The sequence below is a fragment of the Paenibacillus sp. URB8-2 genome (genome assembly GCF_013393385.1).
Lineage (GTDB): Bacteria > Bacillota > Bacilli > Paenibacillales > Paenibacillaceae > Paenibacillus_AQ.
Genome location: NZ_AP023239.1, coordinates 4,485,300 through 4,508,113, shown reverse-complemented (window position 1 = coordinate 4,508,113; position 22,814 = coordinate 4,485,300). Strand labels below are relative to the sequence as shown.

The window sequence follows — 22,814 nt, the reverse complement described above, 5'->3', positions numbered from 1 at the left end:
GGACAACCGTCCAGGCAAACGCCGTGGCCCGGAAGAACGCTAGACGAACGCCAGGCAAACGTCCAAGCCTGGACGAAGGCAAAGGCCGGGACCCACGCCCGAACGAACGCGATGCCCATTCCGGCTATTCTTCCGGCACTTCTTTCGCCGCTTCATGCACCGCTTCTTCCGCTGCCACCGATTCCAAATCCCCCAGGCAAATATGTTATAATCTCCGTATTAATGCATGGAAATGGCATCTACTGGGAGGTATGGCGGTGATTTGTCGGGAGCAGGATGAGAAGTTTGTCATGATCAAACAGCATGACCACGGGCGGCTGGCCGGAGAATTTGCAGCGAGGTTCCGAGAGGAAGAGGTGCCCCGGAAGCGCCATTCGGATGAAGTGCTGTATGCGATAGCCAACCATGACCGGGGCTGGGTCGATCTGGATGAGACTCCCTTCTGGAACGATACGGCCAAAGCGCCGTACAGCTTTATCGATTTCCCCGTCGTGCCGAAGCTGACTTTCTACCGGCGGGGTCTGGACGAGATCGAGACGGTGACTCTTTACGGCGCGCTGCTATGCAGCCTGCATTATGAACGCCTGATCGAAGTGTCCGGCGAGAACAGCCCCGAGCTGACCATCTACCTCCAGAAAGAGGAGAAGCGCCGTTCCTGGATTCACCGGGAGCTGGAACAGTCGAAAGCGGCCATCGGCGAGGCGGAGCTGTATTACGACAGCCGGCTGCTGCAGTTCTGCGACGATCTGTCGCTGTTCATCGGGCTGCACGAGCCCGGAACGCAGACGAAGGATATCCATCCCTGGTTCAAGGATGGCTTCTCAGGTACAGAGGAATTTGATTTTACCGGCGGACGGATTATCACGGCCGAGTGGCGGGGAACGACGCTGCTGCTCGATCCTTACCCGTTCACCGAATCGTTTGAAGTGACGCTGCCGGTGCGCCGGGTGCCCCGGAGCGAGGCAGCCTCCCAAGGACTTGCGGCGGCGTACAGCGCCACGCCGGAGACGCCAATCAGCGTAACCATAGCCGAAGGGGAACTGAAGCGGCGGCCTTAAGGGCCTCGAGCCTGCCGGATGCCGGAGAGCTTCCATCCCGACCCGGCAGTTTTTGGTGCGGCTTTGACGGTTTCCGGAAGCCCGAAAGCGGCGACTGATTAATTTTCCCGGGTGCCCGGGGGACCTCGAACAGGAGCGAACAATCATGGACGGATGGATGTGGGTCCTCAATACGGCGGTGGTGGTGCTGATGGCCGTTTTTTTCTACCGGGTCAAGATCAAATGGGTGAGCAAGGGCGTTTTGGTTGTGCCGCTCCTCATCTATGTGCTGTTTTCCGTGGGAGATTTGCTGAATGTAATCAGCATGAACTCTCTCGTAACGGGAACTCGCGGTTTGCGCACCCTGATTGTATTGTTCTGTTTGGCTTCGCAGGCCAGTCCTCCTTTCAGGGAGAAGGAATCGGGAATGACCTGCTCACGCAGTTGATCTCGTTCCTGTATTTCAGCGTCGCGACCTTTACAACCGTCGGATACGGGGACATCGCCCCGATAGACAACACTTCTCGGCTTGTGGTCATCATGCAGATCGGATTCAGTTTCATTACGGTGTACTACGCGCTGGCGATGCTGGGCCTGTTCCGCAAAATTCTCGGGAACGAGCCGGAGGAAGAGATTGAGGCCGAGATCGAAGTGGACATCGAAACCGAGGTTAAGGATGAAGTGAAGGACAAGGTAAAGGATGAATTGAAATCCAGTGGAGGACATTGAGCGGACAAGCAAAGCAAAGCCGGGCAAAAACCCGGTAAATAAACCGCTCAGGGCGCCGGCGCAAGACGAATGAGAGGTCGGCAGCCGGTGCGGAGCAAAGAAATTCAGGTGCGAAAGGGGAAAAGGCCAATGAACGAACCGGCGCAAAACAAATCTTCAGTTAACGCCGCAGGCGGCGGATACGGCAATTTGGCCGATTCTTCATCACCCGGAACGGGCGGCAAAAAAATAACGCGCCGGCAGTTTCTGGCCCGCGGAGCGGCGACGTTAATCGGCGCGGGTCTGCTGACGGGCGGCTACAGCTGGCAGGGAGAGACGCGCTGGCTGGATATTACCCATCTAACGCTGGCTTGGAAAGAGCTTCCCGCCGCGTTTTCGGGAATGAAGCTTGTTCATTTCAGCGATGTGCATCTCGGCTTCAACAAGGATGCCGATGATGTCAAGCGGCTGGTGCGCCATATCCGGGAGGCGGAACCGGACCTGATCTGCTTCAGCGGCGATATCGTCGACAGCTATCCGGAGGATTTGGTGGAGTCCGTTCCTCTGTTTGCCGGTCTGACTGCGCCGATGGGCAAATTTGCGGTGCTCGGCAATCATGATTACAAGCATGCCGAGCAGCTGGTCGGTCTGCTGGAGGCTGCCGGTTTCAAGGTGCTGCGCAATGATCATGTCCTTCTCGAGAAAGGGGGGGAAGCCATCGCCGTCACGGGAATGGAGGATTATCTGATCAACAGCCCAGGTCCCAATCCGAAGGCGGCGATGGGCGGCATCCCGCCAGGCATGTTCACGGTGCTGCTCATGCACGAGCCGGATTATGCGGATTTCGTGCTGGAATACTCCATTCAGCTTCAGCTGTCCGGACACAGCCACGGCGGACAGATTCGTATTCCGTTTGTGGGGCCTCCCTTTCTGCCGGACGGGTCGGCCAAGTATATTAGCGGCCTCTATACGGTAGGGGAACCGAACAGGAAGCTGTATGTCAATCGGGGCTTTGGGGAAACGTATATGCCGTTCCGGTTTATGTGCCGCCCGGAGCTGACGGTATTTACCCTTCGCCGGACGGAAGGATAGCGGCCACAGCGGGTCAGCACTTGTTACACAAATGAAATAATGCCGTTATCAAACTCTAACAGTGCCGGGGTAAACTGTATACATGACCCCCTTTTGAAAATATAGATTTTGTTGGGACCCGAGAAATCGGGTCCATTTTTTTGTTCGGACGTCTTGGAGACTTTAATTAGGACTATTCAGACTTTCGCCGGTCTGCTTCCGCCGGAGAGCATTGCCTGCGGCCGGGTCAAGCCGTACCGCCTCCAGCGTCGCCAATGAAGCGATGATGCCCAAAATAAAGAAAGATACGGTATAAGCTCCCGAGCTGCCGGAAGATCCGGTAGCCCACTTCGCAATTGGCTCCCCGGCGCGCAGCACCACCGTTGCCGAGGCGATGCCAAAGGCGGCGGCAAGGTTCTGCATCGTCGACGCCAGCGCATTGGCATGACGCGTATTCTCCGGCGAAATATCGCTGTACGCCATTGTGGTATAAGCCGTTAGCGCCGTGGAGCGGACAATGCCGCTGATCAGCGTGAGCAGGGCAATAAGCACGATCGGAACAGCCGGCGTAATCAGTCCGTTCAGAATCATGGTCAGTGCGCCGATTGCTGTAGAAACGATCAGAACGCGGCGAAAGCCGAACCGGTTGATCAGGAAGGTCGTCGCAGGCTTAATGCCGATGTTTCCGACAAAAATAAACAGTACAATGCCGCCCGCAAGCGTCGGACTCCAGCCGAAGACGTTCTGAAACAGCAGTGTCAGCATAAAAGGCGCGGATCCGACCATCATCCAGTACAGGGAACTGCCGAGCTGAGAGGAGCGAAAGGTCGGGATAGTTAATATCCGCAGCTCCACAATCGGGTTGGAGACGGTCAACAGATGCTTGACGGCGATAACGGCGACGATAAGGAAGACCGCTGCCAACAGCAAACCCTTGCTCCAGGCGGCCCCGGAATCTGCAAGCACATGCGCCGCGTAAGTCAGACCGCCTACCCCGATGCCCGTGAGCGCTACTCCGGTTACGTCCAGTCTGGACGGTGCCGATTCGGCGCTGTCGTCGATCAGTTTCCAGGCGGCGATAAATCCGGCAATGCCAAGCGGGATGTTAATCAGAAACAGGTATTCCCACGAGGCGTACGTGATGATGAGTCCGCCGGCAAGCGGCGCGATGGCGGGCGAGATCAGCCCGGGCCAGACAAGATAAGACATGATTTTCAGCAGATCCCGCTTCTCCGTATGCTTGATGACAACCACGCGGCCGACCGGAACCATCATCGCGCCCCCGAATCCTTGCAGTACCCGCGCGGCGACAAGCACTTCAAGAGTTGGAGACAGCGCGCAGGCAAGCGAAGCGATCGTAAAGATCGCGATGGCCGACAGAAATACCGGCCGGGTTCCGAACTTCTCGGCAAGCCAGCCGCTGATGGGGATAAACACGGCCAACGTGACCATGTATGCGGTAACAATCAGTCCCATTTGAGCCGAAGAGACATCAAGCGCCCGGCTCATTACGGGCACCGCCGTTGTAACAATGGTACTGTCAAGGTTCTCCATGAAATAACAACCGGCCACAAGCAAAGCCGTATTGCGCAGCTTGGGAGTAATCACAGGACGGTCCTCCTCTCCCCATAAAGACCGGGGTAAGTCCATTCCGAATGCATTGAGTAATGCTTAAAAATCGAATTGGTAATACCAATATTGGTGTTACCAATTTTATTTCGGTTTTGCCGTTATGTCAATGCGTTTCAGCCAAACATGTCCTTAGTCCGTAACTTGGGCGGGAAACAGCCCTGCCATAGAGAGCGCCGATTGGGGGTATCCATCATTAGCCTAATAGGTAAAATGGAAGTACAGGGAACAAGGAAGGAGGGATCTGATGGACGAGCACGATATTGCCGGTCCGCAAAGCGGGTTTCCCGAAAAACTGAGCAAACCGGCAAGAAGAGCGCTTCAGGGGGCGGGGTATTTGACTTTGGAGCAGCTTGCGGAGGCTGGCGAAGCGGAACTTCTGAAACTGCATGGAATGGGTCCGAAAGCGTTGGATCAACTGAGGCAGGCAATGACGGCCAAAGGATTACATTTTGCGGATAAGATGCAGAGGTGAATTAATAAACAGCGGCAGCCGGGACCTGTCAAAGTCTCCCGAACTGCCGCTGTTATCTTTTTCCCGCCGTCCCATGTTAATCCTTGCACCCTCCAGCTCACGCTGCCGCGGATTATCCATCCTTATAATGGCAGCTCTACTCTCTGCCGCTGCTTGTAGTAAACCCAGGAGGTAAAGCCGATTTCCTTCAACCGGGCCGCCACCGCTTCATGCTCGTCGCCTACCCTTGACGGCTTGTGCGCGTCCGACCCGAACGTTACCTCCACGCCGAAGCGCAGCGCCCGTTCCAGGATGTCGTCCGAAGGGTACCAGCCGCCGCTCAGCTTGGTCTTTCCGGAGGTGTTGATCTCAATCGCCACACCGCTATCGGCAATGACCTTCAGGCAATCGTCGAGCGGTCCCGGGGCAAGAATATTCGAGAAATCGGGATAGTTGCCCTTCATGGCGTCGATATGGCCGAGGATTTGGAACATGCCGCTGCGGGCGGACTCGGAGATAAGCCGGTAATACTCTGTTTTGATCGCAATCTTCTCTTTGGTCTCCAGGCCCTTCCAGCGTCCTTTGTTAAAAATGCTGAGGCCCCCCGTGTTGTGCACCGAGCCGATCACGTAGTCGAAAGGATACGCGTCCAGCATTTTCCGGTACGTCTCCACATGCTCCGGGAAATAGTCGGATTCAATGCCAAGCAGGACGTCGATTACGCCTTCATACTCTTTTTTCAAGGCGAGCACTTCTTCCACATAAGCGGCGAATTCCGATTTGGCCATGGCAATATGCGGAAAAGCTTGATCGCTCGGATCTCCGAAATAGGGGGTGTGATCCGAAATGCCTATGACTCCGAGCCCTACCTTAATGCCGGCCTCAACGTAATTACGAATGTTTCCGTCGGCGTGGCCGCAGCGGAAATGATGGGTATGCAGGTCGAATTTCATTGAAAGAACATCTCCTTAGGCCAAATTGTGTAAATTAATGACGTCCTATTCCGAACCGATAAACTGCGTCTCCGGCATCCCTTTAAGATCGCTGAGGAACTGCCGCATGGCCGAGTTGACATATTTTCCCGATTTGGTGATAACTCCGACGGGATGGGTTACCTCCAGCTCCATGATCGGAATAATCTTGAGTGTTCCCGCACGGACTTCCTCCGCCACCGACTGCTTGGAAATGATGCCTGCGCCCAGATCCAGTTCCACCATCCGCTTCACTTCTTCACTGCTTGTCAGCTCCATGATGACATGGGTCTGAATGCCGTGCTTGGCAAACACCTCTTCTGCGAACATCCGTCCGACCGTATCGGGCGAGAGCAGAATGAGCGGAGTTTGGCCAAGCACCTCGACGCGGGCGCCTCCGGGCGCCGAAGCCAGCGGATGTCTCGGGGACACGACCAGTTCGAAAGTATCATAGTAGAGGGTGGAAGTGCTCATGCTAGGACTGTTTCCGATCAGGTAACCGATGCCGACATCGACGAGGCCGTTCTCGACATGCTGATAGATCTGCGTAGAGGACATGGATTGGATGGATGTTTTGATATGAGGAAATTGGTCCTGAAAATACGATAGAATACGCGGCAGAATCTGGATCGCGATGGAGGTCGTCGTCCCCAGTATGATGTGGCCCTGCGGCGTTTCATCCAGGTCGGCAAGCCTCAGCTTTAAATCGTCGACGATATTTACGATCTGCTCCGCATGCGTAAGGAATACCTGTCCCTTGTCCGTCAGCGTAACGGGCTGGTTCCGGTCCACTAGCTGGGTCTTGAACTCTTCCTCAAGGCTCTTGATTTGAGCGGAAACTGCCGGCTGGGTCAGATTGAGTAGTTCTCCCGCCTTGCGGAAGCTCATCGTTTTGGAGATCATGATAAGCGTCTCCAGTTGGCTGATGTTCATGGAATACCTCCCTTGGCCAACCATTTGTTGACTTATCGGTTATGTACATAGTTTACGCCGAACGTTGGCATTTAATTAAATTATAGGAGATTCTATCCGGCAGGGCAATGACACCGCTCACCCCTTCGTTTATTTCCTTGGGACAAGCATTAATTTTTGGTGAATTGTGCCGATATATGAGATATACTATACCAAGATCGTCGTGGGACTTTTGGAATATGACTTAAGTCCGGCAAAGGGGGACTCAGCACTATTATGAAGGCAGAAGTGATTAATCCGTTTTTGGAATCTGCGCGCGTTGTAATTGAACAGGTGATTCAAGTCTCGCCATCGACCGGAAATTTGGGAATAAAAGATATTGAGCTGTTCGATAACCATATATGGATAAAAGTCGGAATGACGGGGGAGCTTAGCGGCGATATCGTTTTTGGCATTGCGGAACATGTGGCGCTGCGCATGGTGTCTGCCATGATGGGCGGCTATCCCATTGCGGAGATGGACGAGATGGGGCAAAGCGCCATTTCGGAGCTAGGCAACATGATCAGCGGCAACGCGAGCACCATGCTGTCCAATCAGGGCGTTGTGGTGGATATCACGCCTCCCCAAGTACTGAAATCCGAAAATCTGGTAGCCTTCCTGCCCCGCAAAGCGCTGAGTATTCCCCTCGTTATGGACGGAATCGGTGAGCTGGATATTCAGGTGATGATCTCTTAGAATTGTAAGAGAGAGTATGTCATCAAGCAAGATAGGAGCTGAGGGTCGGGCGATGGAGCTTAAGGGTAAAATCGTAGTCATCACCGGCGCTTCCAGCGGCATCGGCGCGCTTACGGCGCGTCTGCTCGGACAGCGCGGAGCCATTCCTGTGCTGCTTGCCAGGTCGGAGGACAAGCTGAAGACTGCTGCGGAAGGGATAACGGGAGGGTACGGACTATACCGCTGCGATGTGAGCCGTTCCGGCGAAGTGGAAGAGACTTTCGCCAAGATTATTGCGGCGTACGGCAGAATCGATATTTTGCTCAATAATGCGGGCTATGGCAGGTTCGGGGACTTCACGGAAATGCCGGTCGAAGAGTTCAATGAAATGATGAACGTTAATTACATGGGCGTCGTCCGCTGCACCAAGGCGGCAGTTCCGCATATGCTGGAGCGGGGAAGCGGACAGATCGTCAATGTGGCCTCGATGGCCGGCAAGATCGGCACCTCGCGGGCGGCGGCCTATACCGCCTCGAAGCATGCCGTCCTCGGCTTCACAAACGCGCTGAGGCAGGAGCTGCGCCACAGCGGCATTACCGTGTCGGCGGTCAATCCGGGACCGATTGAGACCGAGTTTTTCAATCTGGCCGATCCCTCCGGAGACTACGTCAAGAATGTGGGCGGCTTCATGATGAGTCCTCAATATGTCGCCGAAAAGATAGTGAAACTGATGGAGAAGGATAAGGAAGAGCTGGATTTGCCAAGGCTGGCGGCTGCCAGCATTCGCTTGTACGGGCTGTTCCCGCGGCTGGCGGACAAGCTGACTTACAAGATGCTTAACCGGAAATAGCATAAAGAAGAGCAGATGGCCTTCCATTTGGTGGATAGGCCTTTTTGGCATATAATGAATGGATACTATACAGTGAAAAGGATGAATTTCCCTATGAATAAAGCTTCTTTTGCGGCTATCGGCATCCAGGAAGACCTTGAAGCCCGATTGACGGAATTCGGCATCACCTCTCCTTCTCCCGTTCAGGCGGAGACTATTCCGCTGCTGCTGGAAGGACGGGATGTGCTCGCAGCTTCCCAGACCGGAACGGGCAAAACGCTGGCTTACCTGCTGCCCCTTCTGCAAGGAATCGATCCGCAGCTCCGAGCGGTCCAGAAGCTGGTGCTTGCCCCGACTCAGGAGCTCGCGATGCAGATTGTGCGCGAAGCGGAGCGTTACGGCGAGGGACGCGGCATCCGTACGCTCGGGCTGATCGGCGGTGCGGCGGTCGGACGCCAGATCGAAAGGCTGCGCGAGCATCCGCAGCTGGTCGTGGGCACACCGGGACGTGTGCGTGAGCTGATCGGACTGCGCAAGCTGAAGATGCACGAGGTCGCCACGATCGTCCTCGACGAGGCGGACCAAATGTTCCAACTCGGCGGGGCGGGCGAACTGGAGAAGATTATCGCAAGCGCCCTGCGCAGCCGCCAGCTCGTGATGCTGTCGGCGACGATCGGACCGGAGACGCGGGCGCTGGCCTCCAAGGTCATGAACGATCCGGCCGAGGTCGGCATCGATCCGGAGGCTAGGACGGCGCGCGGACTGGAGCATCTTTATATCGCCGTGGAGGAGCGGGACAAGGTCGATGCGCTTCGGCGGGTGCTTCGCTATTACAATCCGAAGCGGGCGATTGTCTTCGTCAACACGGCTGAGGCGATTGCGGAGGTGGAAGCCAAACTGAATCACCTCGGACTGACGGCGGCGGCGCTGTACGGCGACGCCGACAAGGTGACGCGCAGCACGGTGCTGGGCCGTTTCCGGGAGGGCAAATTCCTTGTGCTGGTTGCGAGCGACGTGGCGGCGCGCGGGCTGGACATCGAGGATTTGCCGCTTGTCGTCAGCTTCGATCCCGCGTTCGACGCGGAGCACTATGTGCACCGGGCGGGACGGACGGGACGAATGGGCCGCAGCGGCCTGTCGCTGTCGATCGTCACGCCGCAGCAGACGTTCATTATGCGCAAGTTCGCTCGTGAGCTCGGCATCGACTTGAGCGAACGCGCGCTGTACGGCGGCAAAATTCTGCCGCCGGAGGAAGTGCGCGGCGGCGCAGGCCCGCGCCGCGAGAAGCCGCGCAGCGGCCTGCCGGCGGTGCGGACCGCCGGCATCCGCCCGCACGCCGCGCCGGCACCGGGGGGCGCGGCCGGGCGCGGGCAGGCCGGCCGTGACGCCGAGAATGGGCGTCACGAGGAGCCGCGCGGCGGCAAGGCGCGCCCGGCGGCACCGGGCGGCAGGACGGGCTCCGGGCCGCGCGGAGCCCAGGCGTCCGCTCCCGCGGGCAACAAGCCCCGCAACGCGGAGCGGGAGCGCAACCGCAAGAACAAGGGAGCGCCCAAATGGCTGAAGGACAAAAGGTCCGGAGGTGACGGGCAATGAGTGCGGCTCCCGTACTGGAGATTGCGGGCCTGACCGGCGGGTACAGCCTGAACAAGCCGGTGCTGCACGATATTTCCCTGCAGGTACAGCCGGGGGAGATGGTCGGGCTGATCGGTCTGAACGGAGCAGGCAAGAGCACCACCATGAAGCATATTCTCGGCTTGATGACGCCGCATAAAGGCGGAATCGCCGTTCAAGGCAGAACGCGGGACAACGATTCGGCAGGGTATCACAGCGCGCTATCCTTTGTGCCCGAGTCGCCGCTCTTGTACGAAGAAATGACGGTCCGCGAGCATGTGGAATTTACGGCCAGGGCCTACGGTGTGAGCCGCACCGATTACGAGGCCCGCAGCCGCCGCCTTTCGGAGCTGTTCCGGATGGAAGATAAGATGGACAGCCTGTCCGGCCATCTCTCCAAAGGGATGAAGCAGAAAGTGATGATCATGTGCGCTTTTGTCGCGAGTCCGGCGCTGTATGTAATCGACGAGCCTTTTCTCGGCCTCGACCCGCTCGGCATCCGCTCGCTGCTGGACTTCATGTTGGAGATCAAGCAATCGGGTTCATCCATTCTGCTCAGTTCCCATATCCTCTCCACGATCGAGAACTATTGCGACCGTTTCATCGTGCTGCACCAGGGCAGGGTCATCGCCGAGGGTAGCTTGGCGGAAATAGGGGCTGCCGCAGGCAAGCCGGGCCTGCCGCTGGAGCAACTGTTCTACGAGCTGGTCCAGGGAGGGAAGTAGCATGGATCTGAAAGAGCTGCAAGGGGAACGGCGCAGCCGAGCGGCCGGCAAGCTCCTTCCCTATGTGGGCTATATTATCCAGAGCGGCGTGGCGTTCGTGCTGCTGTTCATCCTTATCGCGTTTTCGGCCTGGTATACTTCGGTGCTGAAGGATATTCCATCCGGCGTGCCGATCCGCTGGATCATGCTGGCGGCGCTGCTGCCGGCCGCGGTTCATAGCAGCTTCCGCACTTATCTGCAGCCTGCGGATGCCGTCTTCCTGCTGCCGCAGGAGCACCGGATGCACGAGTATTTTGCACCGGCCTGGATCAGGGGAACCGTTTGGAAGAGCCTGCGGCTCCTTATGGCGCTCTTAATATTGTGGCCTTTGTACATACGCACGGAGGAATCGCCGAAGTCTCTGTTAGTCACCGCCGCGCTGCTCCTTGGCGTAAAGCTTCTCTCCGCTTACGGCTGCTGGCGGGAGCTGAAGATGCTCTCCCTAGCCGCCTCTGCGGGGTATCGCCTGCTGCGCTGGGCGGTGGGCGGCCTGATCATCGCCGCCTGGCTGTGGCAGCCTTTCCATAAAGGAATGGGCTTCTCCATGCTGCTGGCGGCGGCTTATCTGGCGGCTCTTGCCGTACCTGCCCGGCACGCCGTTCCCTGGGAGCGGCTGATCGCTCAGGAGAAGGTTCAGAGCGGCCGGGCCCAAATGCTGCTCGGCTGGTTCGTCGAGGTTCCCGGACGCCAGCAGCGTGTCTATTTCCGCCGCTGGCTCTCTCGCTGGGGGGCGGGACTTCCTTGGAGACCGGACAGCGCCTACCGCTATCTACTGACCAAAAGTTTTGCTCGCGGCGATATTTTGGGCATAGTGCTGCGACTTGGAGTTTTGGCTTTGGTGCTGGAGTGGTGGAACCGCGGCAGCCTAGTCGGCGCCGGGATTTATTTGTTCTTCCTGTTCATCATCGGCGTCCAGCTCTCCGCCCTGTCGAAGCTGCACGGCGAATCCTTCTGGCTGACGGTCTATCCGCTGCCGGAGAACAGCCGGAGCCGCAGCACCGTCTCCTTCGTGTTCCGGGCGCATCTGGCATTCGCGCTCGCGTTGTGGCTTCCGCTGGCTGCCGGAAGCGGCACGCTCCTCAGGGCGCTTGGCTCGCTGGCCGCTGGAGCGGCGCTCGTTCTGATCGTAAGGACCCGTTTAGGACGGAAAATGAGGAGTGTAGGCGACGACGATTTCTAGCGCGGCCTGAGCCACGGGCCTCAGGCCGGGGAGCAAGCGGTTTTGCCGATGCTAATTGGGACGTTTCATCGACCGAACAGGCGGATCCCGTGAATTAGATGGAGTTTTTCCAGATAAGCTGTTGGACAGCTCGATTTCTTGTGAATTAGAGGGGTTTTTCCCGCTCATATCCGCCAGTTGGCCAACGGGGCTTCTCATCCCCGGACGCAAAAAGGGCTATTCCAAAAGTCATCCTAGATGACTTAGGGACAGCCCTGTTTTTTTGCCAACCTCATGGTTCAGCAGATGTAGGCACAACTCCGCAGCACCGTATTTTTTCTTGATGACTTGAACGTGATGGACCTACGGTATGCTCCGGCTTAGATCAGCCCGCCGTTCAGATTGATATTTTTGTACAGACGGATTTTCGCATCCTCCAGATGCTCGCTCACCACTTGTCTAAGATCGTCATGGGAGCCCGCCTTGAGGGAACCGATAATCCGTTCGTGCTGCTGCAATGAATGAAGGACCATTTCCTTCGTAATCAGGTACGATTTCATCGCCAGGTAGCGGTAATTCATGGTGTTTTGATATATATTCAGAATATTCCGGTTTCCGCCCAACTTCAGAAATTCCATGTGAAAATGAAGATTGTAATCTCCTTCGTGGTAATTTTCCAGCTTCGAGGTGTTGACGATATAGACCGAGGTTTCATGAATCTTCTCCATATTGGAGACGATATCCTGACTGGCCTGGGCCATTCCCGAAGTCAGCTTCTCCACGACCCACAGTTCAATCATCAGGCGCGTATCCATAATGTCGAGCACGTTCTCAGAGGAGAACCCGACGACAAAAGTGCCGACCTTCGGCACCGTCTTGATCAATCCGTCCATTTCCAGCCGGCCCAGCGCATCACGGATCGGCGTCCGGCTTACCCCAAGCTGAGCAGATAATTCGGGAATGGAGAGCTTGTGTTCGGGCGGGAACTCTCTTTTGATAATCAGTTCTTTCAGAATGCCGTATGTTTTCTCCAGCAAATTGGCATTATCGATTCGGATCAGTTTAGGCATGGAATCATTCCTTATCGGGTCAAGTGATTGCATAAATCATGTATACAACATTTATTTAAATCATATTAGCAAGTATTTGTCAAAAGATATTTTCTGCAAAAATAGTTGAGAAAATAGCATTGACAGGAAAAAGAAGGCGGTGATATGATACGTGGCATAGCAGGAATAAAGCCAACTAAACCTATAGACTATACATATTGCTGCTGATAATGTGGAAGTTCATCTTTTTTATTTGTATGTTGTATACAACATATATTAAGAGTGTCGACCGTACAGACGGAGACCTGCCTTTCGGCTATATAAAGCCTCGGCGGGTTTTTTGCGTTTAAACGGTCATAGTCAGGAGGAATGAGAATGAAAAGCGCGGCTGACCGCTCTGCCGGAGTGATTGCCATTCTGGTCGGCTGTCTCTCTCTTCGCGAAGCTTACCGCCTATACCCTTATCATGTCAGTCTGCTCGGCGGAGACCATACCTTCCCCGCATTTATTGGAGCGGGACTGGCCCTGGCGGGAGTCTGGTTGGTATTGTTTCCCGGGCCATCCGTCAAATCGTCCGCTGCCGGATTAACCACTCCGGAGTTGGCGGAAGCCGAATCATCCATTGGCAAATTCAATGCTGACGAGTCCATTGTTGACGGATCTCCACCTTCGGATACTCGCTCGGGGGATCGGATAAGCGGGCGGCTTCAGTTTCTGCCAAGGCAGGGCCTGATCCCGCTCCTGCTGCTGATCTACACTTTTATTCTTCCTTGGGCGGGTTACCTGGTGGGGACCTTCATCATCGCTCTGCTTCTGTTTCGACTGCTGGGAATCGGCAGATGGTGGCGCTGCGCTGTGTACGCTTTGCTGCTGACGGCGGGTCTGTATTTGATCTTTATCGAATGGCTGCACACTCCGTTTTCGGCAGGAACGCTGTGGCTGCATCAAGGAGGCGATTAAATGAGCAATTTATCCATGCTGCTGGACGGCTTTGGACATGCGGTCACACCGATGAATCTGCTGATGGCTGCCATCGGCGTGCTTGTGGGAACCTTCGTCGGCGTGCTGCCGGGGCTTGGCCCGACCTCGTCGATCGCCATTCTGCTGCCCGTAACGGCGGTTCTTGAACCGACGCAGGCGATTATCATGCTCGCGGGCATTTATTACGGAGCGATGTACGGCGGATCGACGACCGCCATTCTGCTCAATATTCCGGGCGAGGCCTCATCCGTCCCCACCTGTCTGGACGGCTATCCGCTCGCACAGCAGGGCAGGGGAGGACCGGCACTCGGCATCGCCGCTATCGCATCTTTTATCGCAGGCGTGCTGGGTGTGCTCGGTCTCGTCCTGTTCGCTCCCGTGCTGGCCAATCAGGCGCTGCGTTTCGGTCCGCCGGAAATGTTCTCCGTCCTTCTCCTGACGCTGGTCATCATGATGGGAATGACCGGCGGACGATTCGTCAAATCGGCCGTTATGGGCCTGGCCGGCATTGCCTTGTCACTCATCGGGCTAGGCGCGAACTCCGGTCTGTACCGGTTCACCTTGGGCTGGAGCCCGCTGGAAGGGGGGCTTGATATGGTGAGCATTCTGATCGGGCTCTTCTCGATCGCCGAAGTTATGAGAGGTTTGTCGGAGAAGAAGACCGCGATTTCCGCCGGAAATATCGGCAGCGTCTATCCGGGCCGGCAGGATCTGAAGCAAAGCGCTCCTTCCATCGCCGCGGGCGGGCTGATCGGTTTCTTCATGGGGCTGCTGCCGGGCTGCTCGGCAGCCGTAACTTCCTTTCTGTCTTATGATTTCGCCAAAAGAATCTCGCGCCGCCGCCATCTGTTCGGGAAAGGAGCCATCGAGGGCGTGGCCGCTCCGGAAGCCGCGAACAACGCGACAAGCTCGGCCGGATTTATTCCGCTGTTCGCTCTCGGCATCCCTTCCTCGCCGCCGCTGGCCGTACTGCTCGCCGGACTGATGATCTACGGGCTGACGCCGGGTCCGATGCTGTTCGAGCAGAAAGGAAGCTTTGTGTGGACCGTCATCGCGAGCATGTTCATCGGCAACGTGATGCTGCTGGTGCTGAACCTGCCGCTGGTGGGCATTTGGGCCAAGCTGACCCGGGTCCCGTTCTCGATTCTTGCGCCGGTGATTCTTCTGCTCAGTATGATCGGAGCCTATACGGTACGCAACAATCTGTTCGATGTCCAGGTGGCCGTTGTCTTCGGGGTCGCCGGTTATTACCTGCAAAAGCATGACTGGCCGATCATGCCCCTTATTCTCTGTTTTATTCTCGGTCCCTTGATGGAGCAGTCATTTTTGCAGTCGATGGCGATTTCCGGCGGAAGCCTCGGCATCTTTGTTCAAAGAGGTCTCTCGGTCGCTTTCATTATAGCCGCCGCGGCCATGCTGGTCTTCTCTCTGTACATGGTCCGCCGCACCAAAAAAAGAATCCGTGAGGAACGCGGCGATTCGCTCAGCATCATCAATGCGGAAGCGTAAAGCCGCCTAAAACATAATTAGGAGAGTGAATGAATTGAAAACATTGAACAAAAAGGCTTCCCGGCTGCTGCCGCTGACACTGGCGCTGCTGTTTCTGGTCTCCGGCTGCGGAGCAAATTCCACGGCGGAGTCCGGCGCAGGCGGGGCTGCCCAAACGGGCGGTGAAACGGCGGTTCCCTCCGCTTCGGCGGCGGGATCGGCCTCCTCGGCTAACGCCGACTATCCGAACAGGCCCATCGAATATGTGGTGCCGTTCTCGGCCGGAGGCGGCGTAGATTTGGTTGCCCGGACGGTTGCGGAAGGGCTCAGCAAGGAATGGGGGCAGCCGATCGAAATCGTCAATAAGCCCGGCGCGGGCGGCGCCACCGGCGCGCAGTACGCGCTCAAACAAGCGGCCAATGACGGCTACACGGTGCTTGCGGATAATGTGGCGAGCACGACCATGCTGCAGGCCGGATCGGCCGCGGCGCCGGTTCTCCTAAGCGACCACGAATTTGCGGCCCGAGTCGTAACGGACGCGCCCGTCTTCGTGGTGGCCGCCGACGCGCCGTGGAAGGATTTCCGCGAATTCTCGGAATGGGCGAAAGCGAACCCCGAGAAATTGACCTGGACCAGCGTAGGGCCTGCGGGCTTCTCTACTTTTGCCGTAGCCGAATGGCTGAAAGCGATTGGAGCCGACTTTTCCAGAACCCGGATGGTTGCCACTAAAGGCGCTTCCGAATCTCTGCCCCTTGTAGCCGGAGGAAACGCGGTTCTGGCCGTTCACACCGTAAATGAGACTTCCACCCTGGTCAAGGCTGGCAAGCTGAAGGTGCTGGCAATCCTGTCTCCCGAGCGCAGCCCGTATTATCCCGATGTCCCCACAACGGCGGAGCAGGGAGTGAAGGATTTGTCCGTCTCCTGGTGGACGGGAATGAGCTTTCCGAAAGGAACGCCGCAGGAGATCGTCAAGAAGTGGGCAGATGGAGTCGCCAAGCTGGCACAGGACCCGGATTTCGTCGCGAAGCTCAAGAAGCTGCAGGTTGATCCGAACGTGCTTACAGGACAGGGGTTTAAGGATTTTGTAAAAAAGGAAGCGGAGTATTACACAGGTCTCGCCACCGAGACGGGAATCCGCAAGTAACGCTAATATGACGAATGGGGGAATGAGCATGCATCATTTTTTGATTCACAAACGGGGAGATCAGGTGGGTGTCGCAACGACGGACATTACCGCCGGGCAGCAGGTCGTCGGGGTCTTTATGGATGACGATTCGGAATTAACGGTGACAAGCCTTCAGAATGTTCCGTTGGGGCATAAAATATCCATCGGCGTTCTTGAGAAAGGCGGCAGGGTCATCGAATACGGCATTCCCATCGGCATTGCACCGGAGGGGCTGACCGAAGGGGAATACGTTCATACTCACAATATTAAATCGGCGAGGTGGTAACAATGGGACAATTATTTGGATATCGCAGAGAAAACGGCAAGGTGGGCATTCGCAATCATGTCATTATTTTACCGGTTGACGACATTTCAAACGCGGCCTGCGAGGCGGTGGCTAAGGTCATCTCGGGCACGCTGGCTCTGCCTCATGCTTACGGGCGGCTGCAGTACGGAGAGGATTTGGAGCTGCACTTCCGGACGATGATCGGAACGGGCAGCAATCCGAACGTGGCGGCCGTCATCGTGATCGGCATCGAGCCGAACTGGACGAAGATCATAACGGACGGCATCGCCGCAACGGGCAAACCGGTTGCCGGATTCTCCATCGAAGGCTTGGGCGATCTGGAAATTATCCGGCGGGCGGCCTGGAAAGCCAAAGAATTCGTGCAGTGGGCCACAGAGCTTCAGCGTGAGCCTGTATCCCTCTCGGAGCTTACCGTAAGCATCAAGTGCGGAGAATCGGATACGACGACGGGGCTTGGCTCCTGCCCGACGGTAGGAGAAACGGTCGACTATTTGATTGATCAGGGGGCGACCGTGTTTTTCGGGGAGACTTCCGAGCTTACCGGCGGAGAGCATCTGATCGCGGACCGGATGGCAACGGAAGAGCTGCGCGGACAATTCCAGCGCACCTATGACCGTTATGTCTCGGGATTCGCTTCCCAGGGAGTGGATCTGCTCGGCTCCCAGCCGACCCAGGGCAATATCGCCGGCGGGCTGTCCACGATTGAAGAGAAGGCGCTCGGCAATATCGAAAAAACCGGCAGCAAGCAGGTCATCGGCGTACTGAAGCCTGCCGAGGCGCCGCAGAACGGCCCGGGTCTGTATTTCATGGACAGCTCTTCCGCCGCTGCGGAGTGCATAACGCTCATGGCCGCCGCCGGAGCGGTCGTCCATTTCTTTCCGACGGGTCAGGGCAATGTGATTGGCAATCCGATCGAGCCGGTGATCAAAGTATCGGCCAACCCGAAGACGGTCAAGCTGATGGCCGAGCATATCGACGTTGATGTAAGTCCGCTGCTGGAACGTACGATTACGCTGCCTGAAGCGCGGGAACGCTTGCTGGAGACGCTGGAACGGACCGTTAACGGACGGCTGACGGCGGCGGAAGCGCTCGGCCACCGGGAATTTGTGATGACGAAGCTGTATCCGAGCGCGTGAATAACAATAAAGTGAAATGAATGGGGAGGCGTAACGCGGAAATGTCGGCAAAGCGCTATGACAGCGGGAAGCTCTACGAATTTGTACAGTCGGTTCTGATATCCTTGGATGTACCGGAGGAAGATGCGTTTATTACGGCCGATTCGCTGATCCGCGCCGATCTGGAAGGGCATGGCAGCCATGGCGTCAGCAGACTGCCGGTCTATTCCCGGCGCATCCGGGAAGGGAGAATCAGCGCTTCGCCGGACATTGCTGCCGAGCGCCACGGCGCTGTGCTGACCGTGGACGGCGGGAACGGGCTGGGCCAGGTTGTCGCCGTCCGGGCTTTGCAGGAGGGTATTCCCGTTGCCCGGGAGTTGGGGGTTGCGGCGGTATTCGTCCGTGGAAGCAATCACTTCGGAACGGCGGCTTACCTATGCCAGGAGGCGGCCAAGGAGAACATGGCGTCGGTCGTCATGACCAACTCCCCGCCGGGCATTGCTCCTTGGGGAGGCCGGTCGGCCTTTCTCGGGACGAACCCGATTGGGTTCGGGTTCCCGTCCGGCGCCGGAGACCAGCCGCCGATCGTCGCCGACCTCTCGTCCAGCGTTGTAGCGCGGGGAAAGATCATGCAGGCGCAGAAGCAGGAGCAGCCAATACCGGAAGGTTGGGCGATCGACAGCGAGGGAAGACCGACGACCGATGCCGGAGAAGCGCTCAAAGGAGCGGTTCTCCCGCTTGGCGGAGCCAAAGGGTATGCGCTGGCGCTAGCCGTGGAGATGCTGTGCGGCATTCTGACCGGAGCATCCTTCGGCCCGCATATCGGGAACCTGTACAAGGAGGGCGACAAGAACGCCGATGTGGGACATGTGATCCTGCTGTTCTCGCTGGACCGCTGGCTTGACACGGAGGTGTACGGCGACTCCGTCTCGCGGTTTGCGGACGAGATCAAGCAGGTTCCTCTGTCGCACGGGGCGGAGGAGATTCTGCTTCCGGGAGAGCGGAGATTCCGCTCCGCCGTGAGGAATCGGCTGTCCGGCATTTCTCTGCCTGACAATGTCGTAAGCGAACTGGAAGACTTGGCGGTGACTGCCGGGGTTCCGTTCCCTCCGCAGCTCACGCAGGAGGATGAAGGAACGCAAAGGGGAAATGAGGCATGAATATTGTTATAACGGAGTGGAACGCTCCGAATGGACTGGCACGGCTTGAGCAAGAGGGTCATCATGTATATTATGATCCTGGTCTGTGGAACAGTCCGGAGCTGAGTGAAGCCGTCAAAGAAGCGGACGCCCTGATTGTCCGCAACCAGACGCGGGTAAATGCGGACTTGATCGAAGCGGCTCCCCGCCTTAAAGTGATCGGACGGCTCGGCGCAGGACTGGACAATATCGATCTGGATGCGGCGGCCCGGCGGCATATCCCGGTCGTTACGGCGGGAAGCGCCAATGCTTCCTCTGTGGCTGAATACGTCATCGCGGCCATCTTTCATTCCGCCCGCCGTCTCGGGGATGCGGCGGACAGCGTGCGTTCCGGGGGCTGGCCGCGGCAGCAGTTCACCCTGCATGAAATCGGAGGCAAGACGCTGGGACTCATCGGCGTGGGCGAAATCGGCAGGCGGACGGGCGCCAGGGCCAAGGCGCTCGGGATGAAGGTTCTGGGCTGCGACCCCCGGCTTGAGAAGGACGGAGATACTGCCGCCGAGGCGGGAATTATTCCCGCCGACTTAAACCGGGTGCTGGCCGAAAGCGACTATATCAGCCTGCATGTTCCGCTGCTTCCGTCGACGCTCGGTCTGATCGGCGCTTCGGCGCTGAATCTGGTGAAGCCGACCGCCGTTCTGATCAATACGTCGAGAGGGGCCGTAGTCGACGAAGAAGCTCTGATTGGGGCGCTCTCTGCGAATAGACTTGCCGGGGCCGTGCTGGACGTGCTTGGCGAGGAGCCGCCGCTGAAGGATCATCCGCTGCTGGCGCTCCCGACCTGTACGATCACGCCCCATATCGCCGGGCTGACGCAGGAGTCGCAGGAGCAAATATCGGAGATCGTATCGGCCGAAGTCATCTCCGCGTTGCGCGGACAAGCCGGGTAACGGGCGTGGAATCGGCCCTTGCTCCTAACCGGATTTTTAAAAATGGTACATTATATCAGACTGCGTTTCCCGACTTTGAACCCGTAATTAAATACGTTCAAAGGCTCTGTTTGTGAATACAGAGTAAACGGGCTCAGTCTGTCCATTTTTATAATCTTCTTTTGCCAGGGAAAATATCTCCTAAAAAAGAAGGGCGGATCATGCTGCCTTTCTTTTTTTATCTTAAAAGCCGAGAAGACTCCTTCCTCTATAGGGAGGAGATGAAGCGGCGGTTTTTCGCTTCAAAGCGAACACATGTGCTATAATGGAAATGTCTTACACGAAAGGAGGCCCTGTGGCATGTTGGTGCATAAAGCTTACAAATATCGCGTCTATCCCAATCCGGAACAACGGCAACTCATCCATCAAATGTTTGGCTGTTGCCGCTTTGTCTTCAATCATTTCTTAGTCAAATGGAACGAAACCTATGCGGCGGCAGGCAAAGGGCTGTCCTATAACACCTGTGCCACACAGCTTCCTGCACTCAAACAGCAATTTGAATGGTTGAAATCGGTAGATAGCATTGCTTTGCAATCGGCGGTGCGAAACGTGGCAGACAGCTTTGAACGTTTCTTCAAGAAACAAAATCAGGCCCCGCGTTTCAAAAGCCGAAAGCATCCTGTGCAAAGCTACACCACCAAATACACCAATGACAACATTGCTATCGACGGAAACCAACTTAAACTTCCGAAGCTTAGGTGGCTTCGCTTTGCCAACTCCAGAGCGTGTGAAGGTCGCATTCTTTCTGCTACCCTGCGGCGAAATGCGGCAGGCAAGTATTTTGTATCCCTCCTCTGCGAAGTGGAAATGAAACCTCTGCCGCAGACCGATAAGGAGATTGGCGTTGACCTTGGACTCAAGGAATTTGCGGTCTGCTCTGATAAGGTGCGGGTTCCCAATCCCAAAGTGTTTCGCAAATATGAACAAAAACTTGCATTTTGGCAACGCCGCATGGCTCGCCGTAACCAAGGGGGCTCCAATTGGCAGAAAGCCAAACAGAAGGTTGCCCAAATCCATGAAAAGATCGTGGGCAGCCGCCATGATTTTTTGCATCAACTCACCACGAAGCTGATTCGTGAAAACCAAACGATCAGCATCGAAAATCTGAAAGTGGCGAACATGCTCAAAAATCACCGGCTGGCCAAATCCATCGCCGATGCGTCCTGGAGTGAATTTGAACGTCAGCTTTCGTATAAAGCGGAATGGTATGGACGTACGGTGAAGGTTGCCGACACGTTCGCCCCAACGAGCCAAAGGTGTCATGTATGCGGCTATATCCATTCCGAAGTAAAGAAATTGTCTGTGCGGCAATGGGAATGTCCATCGTGCCATACCTTTCATGATCGAGATGAAAATGCCGCACATAACATCAAAAAACTTGCTGTCTAAATGTCAATACCACCTTTCCTTTAAATATTGCTAAGGCAAAAATCTTAAAACTGTGGGAAGATCGGTACAGATTTTCCTTTGGAAAACTGCGGGAACCGCAGGGATCGCTTGGTATACGATTTTTCGTGAGAAAATATCGATATGAATTCCCCTCAGTTGAAGGGATTACCCAAGAATCCCCCACTTCAAGTGTTAGCTAAGTGGGGGAGTGTTCAAACCCTTCTCTTTCTTCCGGTTGGCAAGCCGAAGGTTTATTTGGCGGCGGCTATCTTGGCTTCATCCCCAACCCAATAAGGATGGCTCTTTTTCCCTTTACTCCAGATCGCAGGCGGATGCCTGTGATTTTTTATTTTGAGAGGGAGATAAGATATGAATGGAAGAGTTAAAAGCGCCGCGCGCGTTAAAGAAATGAAGTCGGCATTTCAATGTCCGATTTGCGGAAGTCCGGAGACGGTTGACGATTATAAAAGCTTGGTCTGCTCAAGGAAGCACACGTTTGATTTTGCCAAACCGGGCTATCTCAACTTATCGACCCACCCCTCAAGCGGCAATTACACGAAAGAATTGTTCGAGGCCAGACGCCGCATCATTACGGAATCGGGTCTGTACGATCCGCTGCATGAAATTATCGCGAACGTGGTCAATGAACCTGAGGGAAGCCCTGTATTTCCTTATACGGTTGCCGATTTGGGCTGCGGCGAAGGATCACATTTGCACAAGATTCTTGAGGAATGCGGCGGTCCGGGAATGACCGGAATCGGGCTTGACCTTTCGAAGGAAGGTATAGTCATGGCCTCCGGGAGATATGAAAATTCCGTTTGGATTGTGGGTGACCTGGCAAAATCCCCCTTTGCCAACGGGGCAGTACATGCGGTTCTCAATATTTTATCTCCTGCAAATTACAAGGAATTCAAGCGGATTCTGACCGGCGATGGTCTGGTTATCAAGGTCTTGCCCCGTTCCGGTTATTTAAAGGAATTAAGACAAGCGATCTTCGATCACAGTGAAAAAAAGATGTACCGGAACGATGAGACGGCGGAGCTTTTCAAAAAACATTTTCATTTATTGGATGCTGCCCGGCTCAATTACACCAAAGAACTGAATAAAGCGGAGCTTGCCGATTTGGTCCGCATGACGCCTCTTGCCTGGTCCGGGAACAAAGCGGGCATTGAGGCGTTTATCGATCAGGATTCGGCTGAGATCACCGTGGATTTGGATATTTTAATCGGAGTAAATAAGGAAGCGGCAGATAATGAAAAAGGTATGTGTTGAATCCCTATTGACGGCAAGGAAATATTTCCTTATATTCAAACTAACGAGTGTTAGTTAGTCT

The 22,814-nt window shown here is 56.0% G+C and carries 23 protein-coding genes; 19 read left to right on the top strand and 4 right to left on the bottom strand.

Features of this window, described 5'->3' with window-relative positions; translation table 11 throughout:
• Window positions 1-251: 251 nt before the first annotated feature.
• The 4 genes from PUR_RS20810 (at window position 252) to PUR_RS20800 (ending at window position 2,837) form a co-directional block, all read left to right on the top strand.
• The gene (locus PUR_RS20810; protein ID WP_179036890.1) at window positions 252-1,058 is read left to right on the top strand and encodes a DUF3891 family protein; all 807 of its coding nucleotides are present in this window, start codon (window positions 252-254) and stop codon (window positions 1,056-1,058) included.
• Between the two features lie 145 nt (window positions 1,059-1,203).
• Window positions 1,204-1,485 (top strand): hypothetical protein, encoded by a 282-nt coding sequence (locus PUR_RS25885; protein ID WP_197970106.1) that lies wholly within the window; start codon window positions 1,204-1,206, stop codon window positions 1,483-1,485.
• Window positions 1,482-1,766 carry a potassium channel family protein gene (locus PUR_RS25880; RefSeq protein ID WP_197970105.1) on the top strand — a complete coding sequence of 95 codons (285 nt, stop codon included), beginning with the start codon at window positions 1,482-1,484 and terminating at the stop codon, window positions 1,764-1,766. Before PUR_RS25885 ends, PUR_RS25880 begins: the two co-directional genes overlap by 4 nt.
• Window positions 1,767-1,895: 129 nt before the next feature.
• A complete protein-coding gene (locus tag PUR_RS20800; protein WP_179036888.1) occupies window positions 1,896-2,837 on the top strand; it encodes a metallophosphoesterase in 942 nt (313 codons plus the stop codon).
• 162 nt (window positions 2,838-2,999) lie between these two features.
• Here the strand turns inward: PUR_RS20800 and PUR_RS20795 are convergent, their stop codons facing one another.
• On the bottom strand, window positions 3,000-4,424 hold the full coding sequence (locus PUR_RS20795; protein ID WP_197970104.1) for an MFS transporter: 1,425 nt from the start codon (window positions 4,422-4,424) through the stop codon (window positions 3,000-3,002).
• 268 nt (window positions 4,425-4,692) lie between these two features.
• Between PUR_RS20795 and PUR_RS20790 the strand changes: the two genes are divergently transcribed.
• Complete coding sequence (locus PUR_RS20790; protein WP_179036886.1) at window positions 4,693-4,920, top strand: helix-hairpin-helix domain-containing protein; 228 nt, start codon at window positions 4,693-4,695, stop codon at window positions 4,918-4,920.
• Between the two features lie 122 nt (window positions 4,921-5,042).
• Here the strand turns inward: PUR_RS20790 and PUR_RS20785 are convergent, their stop codons facing one another.
• A complete protein-coding gene (locus PUR_RS20785) occupies window positions 5,043-5,852 on the bottom strand; it encodes a histidinol-phosphatase (protein WP_179036885.1) in 810 nt (269 codons plus the stop codon).
• A 45-nt stretch (window positions 5,853-5,897) separates the two neighbouring features.
• Complete coding sequence (locus tag PUR_RS20780) at window positions 5,898-6,803, bottom strand: LysR family transcriptional regulator (RefSeq protein ID WP_179036884.1); 906 nt, start codon at window positions 6,801-6,803, stop codon at window positions 5,898-5,900.
• A 255-nt stretch (window positions 6,804-7,058) separates the two neighbouring features.
• On the opposite strand from PUR_RS20780, the gene PUR_RS20775 reads away from it, so the two are divergent.
• The 5 genes from PUR_RS20775 (at window position 7,059) to PUR_RS20755 (ending at window position 11,880) form a co-directional block, all read left to right on the top strand.
• The gene (locus PUR_RS20775) at window positions 7,059-7,517 is read left to right on the top strand and encodes a chemotaxis protein CheX (protein ID WP_179036883.1); all 459 of its coding nucleotides are present in this window, start codon (window positions 7,059-7,061) and stop codon (window positions 7,515-7,517) included.
• A 52-nt stretch (window positions 7,518-7,569) separates the two neighbouring features.
• Window positions 7,570-8,346: an SDR family NAD(P)-dependent oxidoreductase gene (locus PUR_RS20770; protein WP_179036882.1), complete on the top strand. Its 777-nt coding sequence runs from the start codon at window positions 7,570-7,572 to the stop codon at window positions 8,344-8,346.
• A 93-nt stretch (window positions 8,347-8,439) separates the two neighbouring features.
• Entirely contained in the window at window positions 8,440-9,918 is a 1,479-nt protein-coding gene (locus PUR_RS20765) for a DEAD/DEAH box helicase (RefSeq protein ID WP_179038016.1), read from the top strand.
• Window positions 9,915-10,661 (top strand): ABC transporter ATP-binding protein, encoded by a 747-nt coding sequence (locus PUR_RS20760; protein ID WP_179036881.1) that lies wholly within the window; start codon window positions 9,915-9,917, stop codon window positions 10,659-10,661. Before PUR_RS20765 ends, PUR_RS20760 begins: the two co-directional genes overlap by 4 nt.
• A 1-nt stretch (window position 10,662) precedes the next feature.
• Window positions 10,663-11,880 carry an ABC transporter permease gene (locus PUR_RS20755; protein WP_179036880.1) on the top strand — a complete coding sequence of 406 codons (1,218 nt, stop codon included), beginning with the start codon at window positions 10,663-10,665 and terminating at the stop codon, window positions 11,878-11,880.
• Between the two features lie 359 nt (window positions 11,881-12,239).
• Here the strand turns inward: PUR_RS20755 and PUR_RS20750 are convergent, their stop codons facing one another.
• The gene (locus PUR_RS20750; protein WP_179036879.1) at window positions 12,240-12,929 is read right to left on the bottom strand and encodes a GntR family transcriptional regulator; all 690 of its coding nucleotides are present in this window, start codon (window positions 12,927-12,929) and stop codon (window positions 12,240-12,242) included.
• A 354-nt stretch (window positions 12,930-13,283) separates the two neighbouring features.
• On the opposite strand from PUR_RS20750, the gene PUR_RS20745 reads away from it, so the two are divergent.
• The 9 genes from PUR_RS20745 to PUR_RS20705 all read left to right on the top strand — a co-directional run bounded on the left by PUR_RS20745 (window position 13,284) and on the right by PUR_RS20705 (window position 22,753).
• Entirely contained in the window at window positions 13,284-13,868 is a 585-nt protein-coding gene (locus PUR_RS20745; RefSeq protein WP_179036878.1) for a tripartite tricarboxylate transporter TctB family protein, read from the top strand.
• Window positions 13,869-15,398, top strand: coding sequence for a tripartite tricarboxylate transporter permease (locus tag PUR_RS20740; RefSeq protein WP_179036877.1), 1,530 nt, complete (start codon window positions 13,869-13,871; stop codon window positions 15,396-15,398). It abuts the gene before it with no gap.
• Between the two features lie 34 nt (window positions 15,399-15,432).
• A complete protein-coding gene (locus tag PUR_RS20735; protein WP_232101590.1) occupies window positions 15,433-16,521 on the top strand; it encodes a tripartite tricarboxylate transporter substrate binding protein in 1,089 nt (362 codons plus the stop codon).
• Between the two features lie 28 nt (window positions 16,522-16,549).
• Window positions 16,550-16,828, top strand: a complete 279-nt coding sequence (locus PUR_RS20730) for a UxaA family hydrolase (protein ID WP_179036876.1) — start codon at window positions 16,550-16,552, stop codon at window positions 16,826-16,828.
• Window positions 16,829-16,830: 2 nt separating this feature from the next.
• A complete protein-coding gene (locus PUR_RS20725) occupies window positions 16,831-17,985 on the top strand; it encodes a UxaA family hydrolase (protein ID WP_179036875.1) in 1,155 nt (384 codons plus the stop codon).
• A gap of 41 nt (window positions 17,986-18,026) precedes the next feature.
• Window positions 18,027-19,124, top strand: coding sequence for an Ldh family oxidoreductase (locus tag PUR_RS20720; RefSeq protein WP_179036874.1), 1,098 nt, complete (start codon window positions 18,027-18,029; stop codon window positions 19,122-19,124).
• The gene (locus PUR_RS20715) at window positions 19,121-20,053 is read left to right on the top strand and encodes a hydroxyacid dehydrogenase (protein WP_179036873.1); all 933 of its coding nucleotides are present in this window, start codon (window positions 19,121-19,123) and stop codon (window positions 20,051-20,053) included. The genes PUR_RS20720 and PUR_RS20715 overlap by 4 nt, the downstream gene beginning before the upstream one ends.
• Window positions 20,054-20,392: 339 nt before the next feature.
• On the top strand, window positions 20,393-21,481 hold the full coding sequence (gene tnpB, locus PUR_RS20710) for an IS200/IS605 family element RNA-guided endonuclease TnpB (protein ID WP_179036872.1): 1,089 nt from the start codon (window positions 20,393-20,395) through the stop codon (window positions 21,479-21,481).
• Window positions 21,482-21,850: 369 nt separating this feature from the next.
• A complete protein-coding gene (locus tag PUR_RS20705) occupies window positions 21,851-22,753 on the top strand; it encodes a putative RNA methyltransferase (protein WP_179036871.1) in 903 nt (300 codons plus the stop codon).
• Window positions 22,754-22,814 lie beyond the last annotated feature (61 nt).

Bases quoted from the DNA above. Each gene is read 5' to 3' on its own strand.
- PUR_RS20810 (WP_179036890.1), top strand. From the start codon at position 252: ATGGCGGTGATTTGTCGGGAGCAGGATGAGAAGTTTGTCATGATCAAA.
- PUR_RS25885 (WP_197970106.1), top strand. From the start codon at position 1,204: ATGGACGGATGGATGTGGGTCCTCAATACGGCGGTGGTGGTGCTGATG.
- PUR_RS20800 (WP_179036888.1), top strand. From the start codon at position 1,896: ATGAACGAACCGGCGCAAAACAAATCTTCAGTTAACGCCGCAGGCGGC.
- PUR_RS20790 (WP_179036886.1), top strand. From the start codon at position 4,693: ATGGACGAGCACGATATTGCCGGTCCGCAAAGCGGGTTTCCCGAAAAA.
- PUR_RS20785 (WP_179036885.1), bottom strand. From the start codon at position 5,852: ATGAAATTCGACCTGCATACCCATCATTTCCGCTGCGGCCACGCCGAC.
- PUR_RS20780 (WP_179036884.1), bottom strand. From the start codon at position 6,803: ATGAACATCAGCCAACTGGAGACGCTTATCATGATCTCCAAAACGATG.
- PUR_RS20775 (WP_179036883.1), top strand. From the start codon at position 7,059: ATGAAGGCAGAAGTGATTAATCCGTTTTTGGAATCTGCGCGCGTTGTA.
- PUR_RS20770 (WP_179036882.1), top strand. From the start codon at position 7,570: ATGGAGCTTAAGGGTAAAATCGTAGTCATCACCGGCGCTTCCAGCGGC.
- PUR_RS20765 (WP_179038016.1), top strand. From the start codon at position 8,440: ATGAATAAAGCTTCTTTTGCGGCTATCGGCATCCAGGAAGACCTTGAA.
- PUR_RS20760 (WP_179036881.1), top strand. From the start codon at position 9,915: ATGAGTGCGGCTCCCGTACTGGAGATTGCGGGCCTGACCGGCGGGTAC.
- PUR_RS20755 (WP_179036880.1), top strand. From the start codon at position 10,663: ATGGATCTGAAAGAGCTGCAAGGGGAACGGCGCAGCCGAGCGGCCGGC.
- PUR_RS20750 (WP_179036879.1), bottom strand. From the start codon at position 12,929: ATGCCTAAACTGATCCGAATCGATAATGCCAATTTGCTGGAGAAAACA.
- PUR_RS20745 (WP_179036878.1), top strand. From the start codon at position 13,284: ATGAAAAGCGCGGCTGACCGCTCTGCCGGAGTGATTGCCATTCTGGTC.
- PUR_RS20740 (WP_179036877.1), top strand. From the start codon at position 13,869: ATGAGCAATTTATCCATGCTGCTGGACGGCTTTGGACATGCGGTCACA.
- PUR_RS20730 (WP_179036876.1), top strand. From the start codon at position 16,550: ATGCATCATTTTTTGATTCACAAACGGGGAGATCAGGTGGGTGTCGCA.
- PUR_RS20725 (WP_179036875.1), top strand. From the start codon at position 16,831: ATGGGACAATTATTTGGATATCGCAGAGAAAACGGCAAGGTGGGCATT.
- PUR_RS20720 (WP_179036874.1), top strand. From the start codon at position 18,027: ATGTCGGCAAAGCGCTATGACAGCGGGAAGCTCTACGAATTTGTACAG.
- PUR_RS20715 (WP_179036873.1), top strand. From the start codon at position 19,121: ATGAATATTGTTATAACGGAGTGGAACGCTCCGAATGGACTGGCACGG.
- tnpB (WP_179036872.1), top strand. From the start codon at position 20,393: ATGTTGGTGCATAAAGCTTACAAATATCGCGTCTATCCCAATCCGGAA.
- PUR_RS20705 (WP_179036871.1), top strand. From the start codon at position 21,851: ATGAATGGAAGAGTTAAAAGCGCCGCGCGCGTTAAAGAAATGAAGTCG.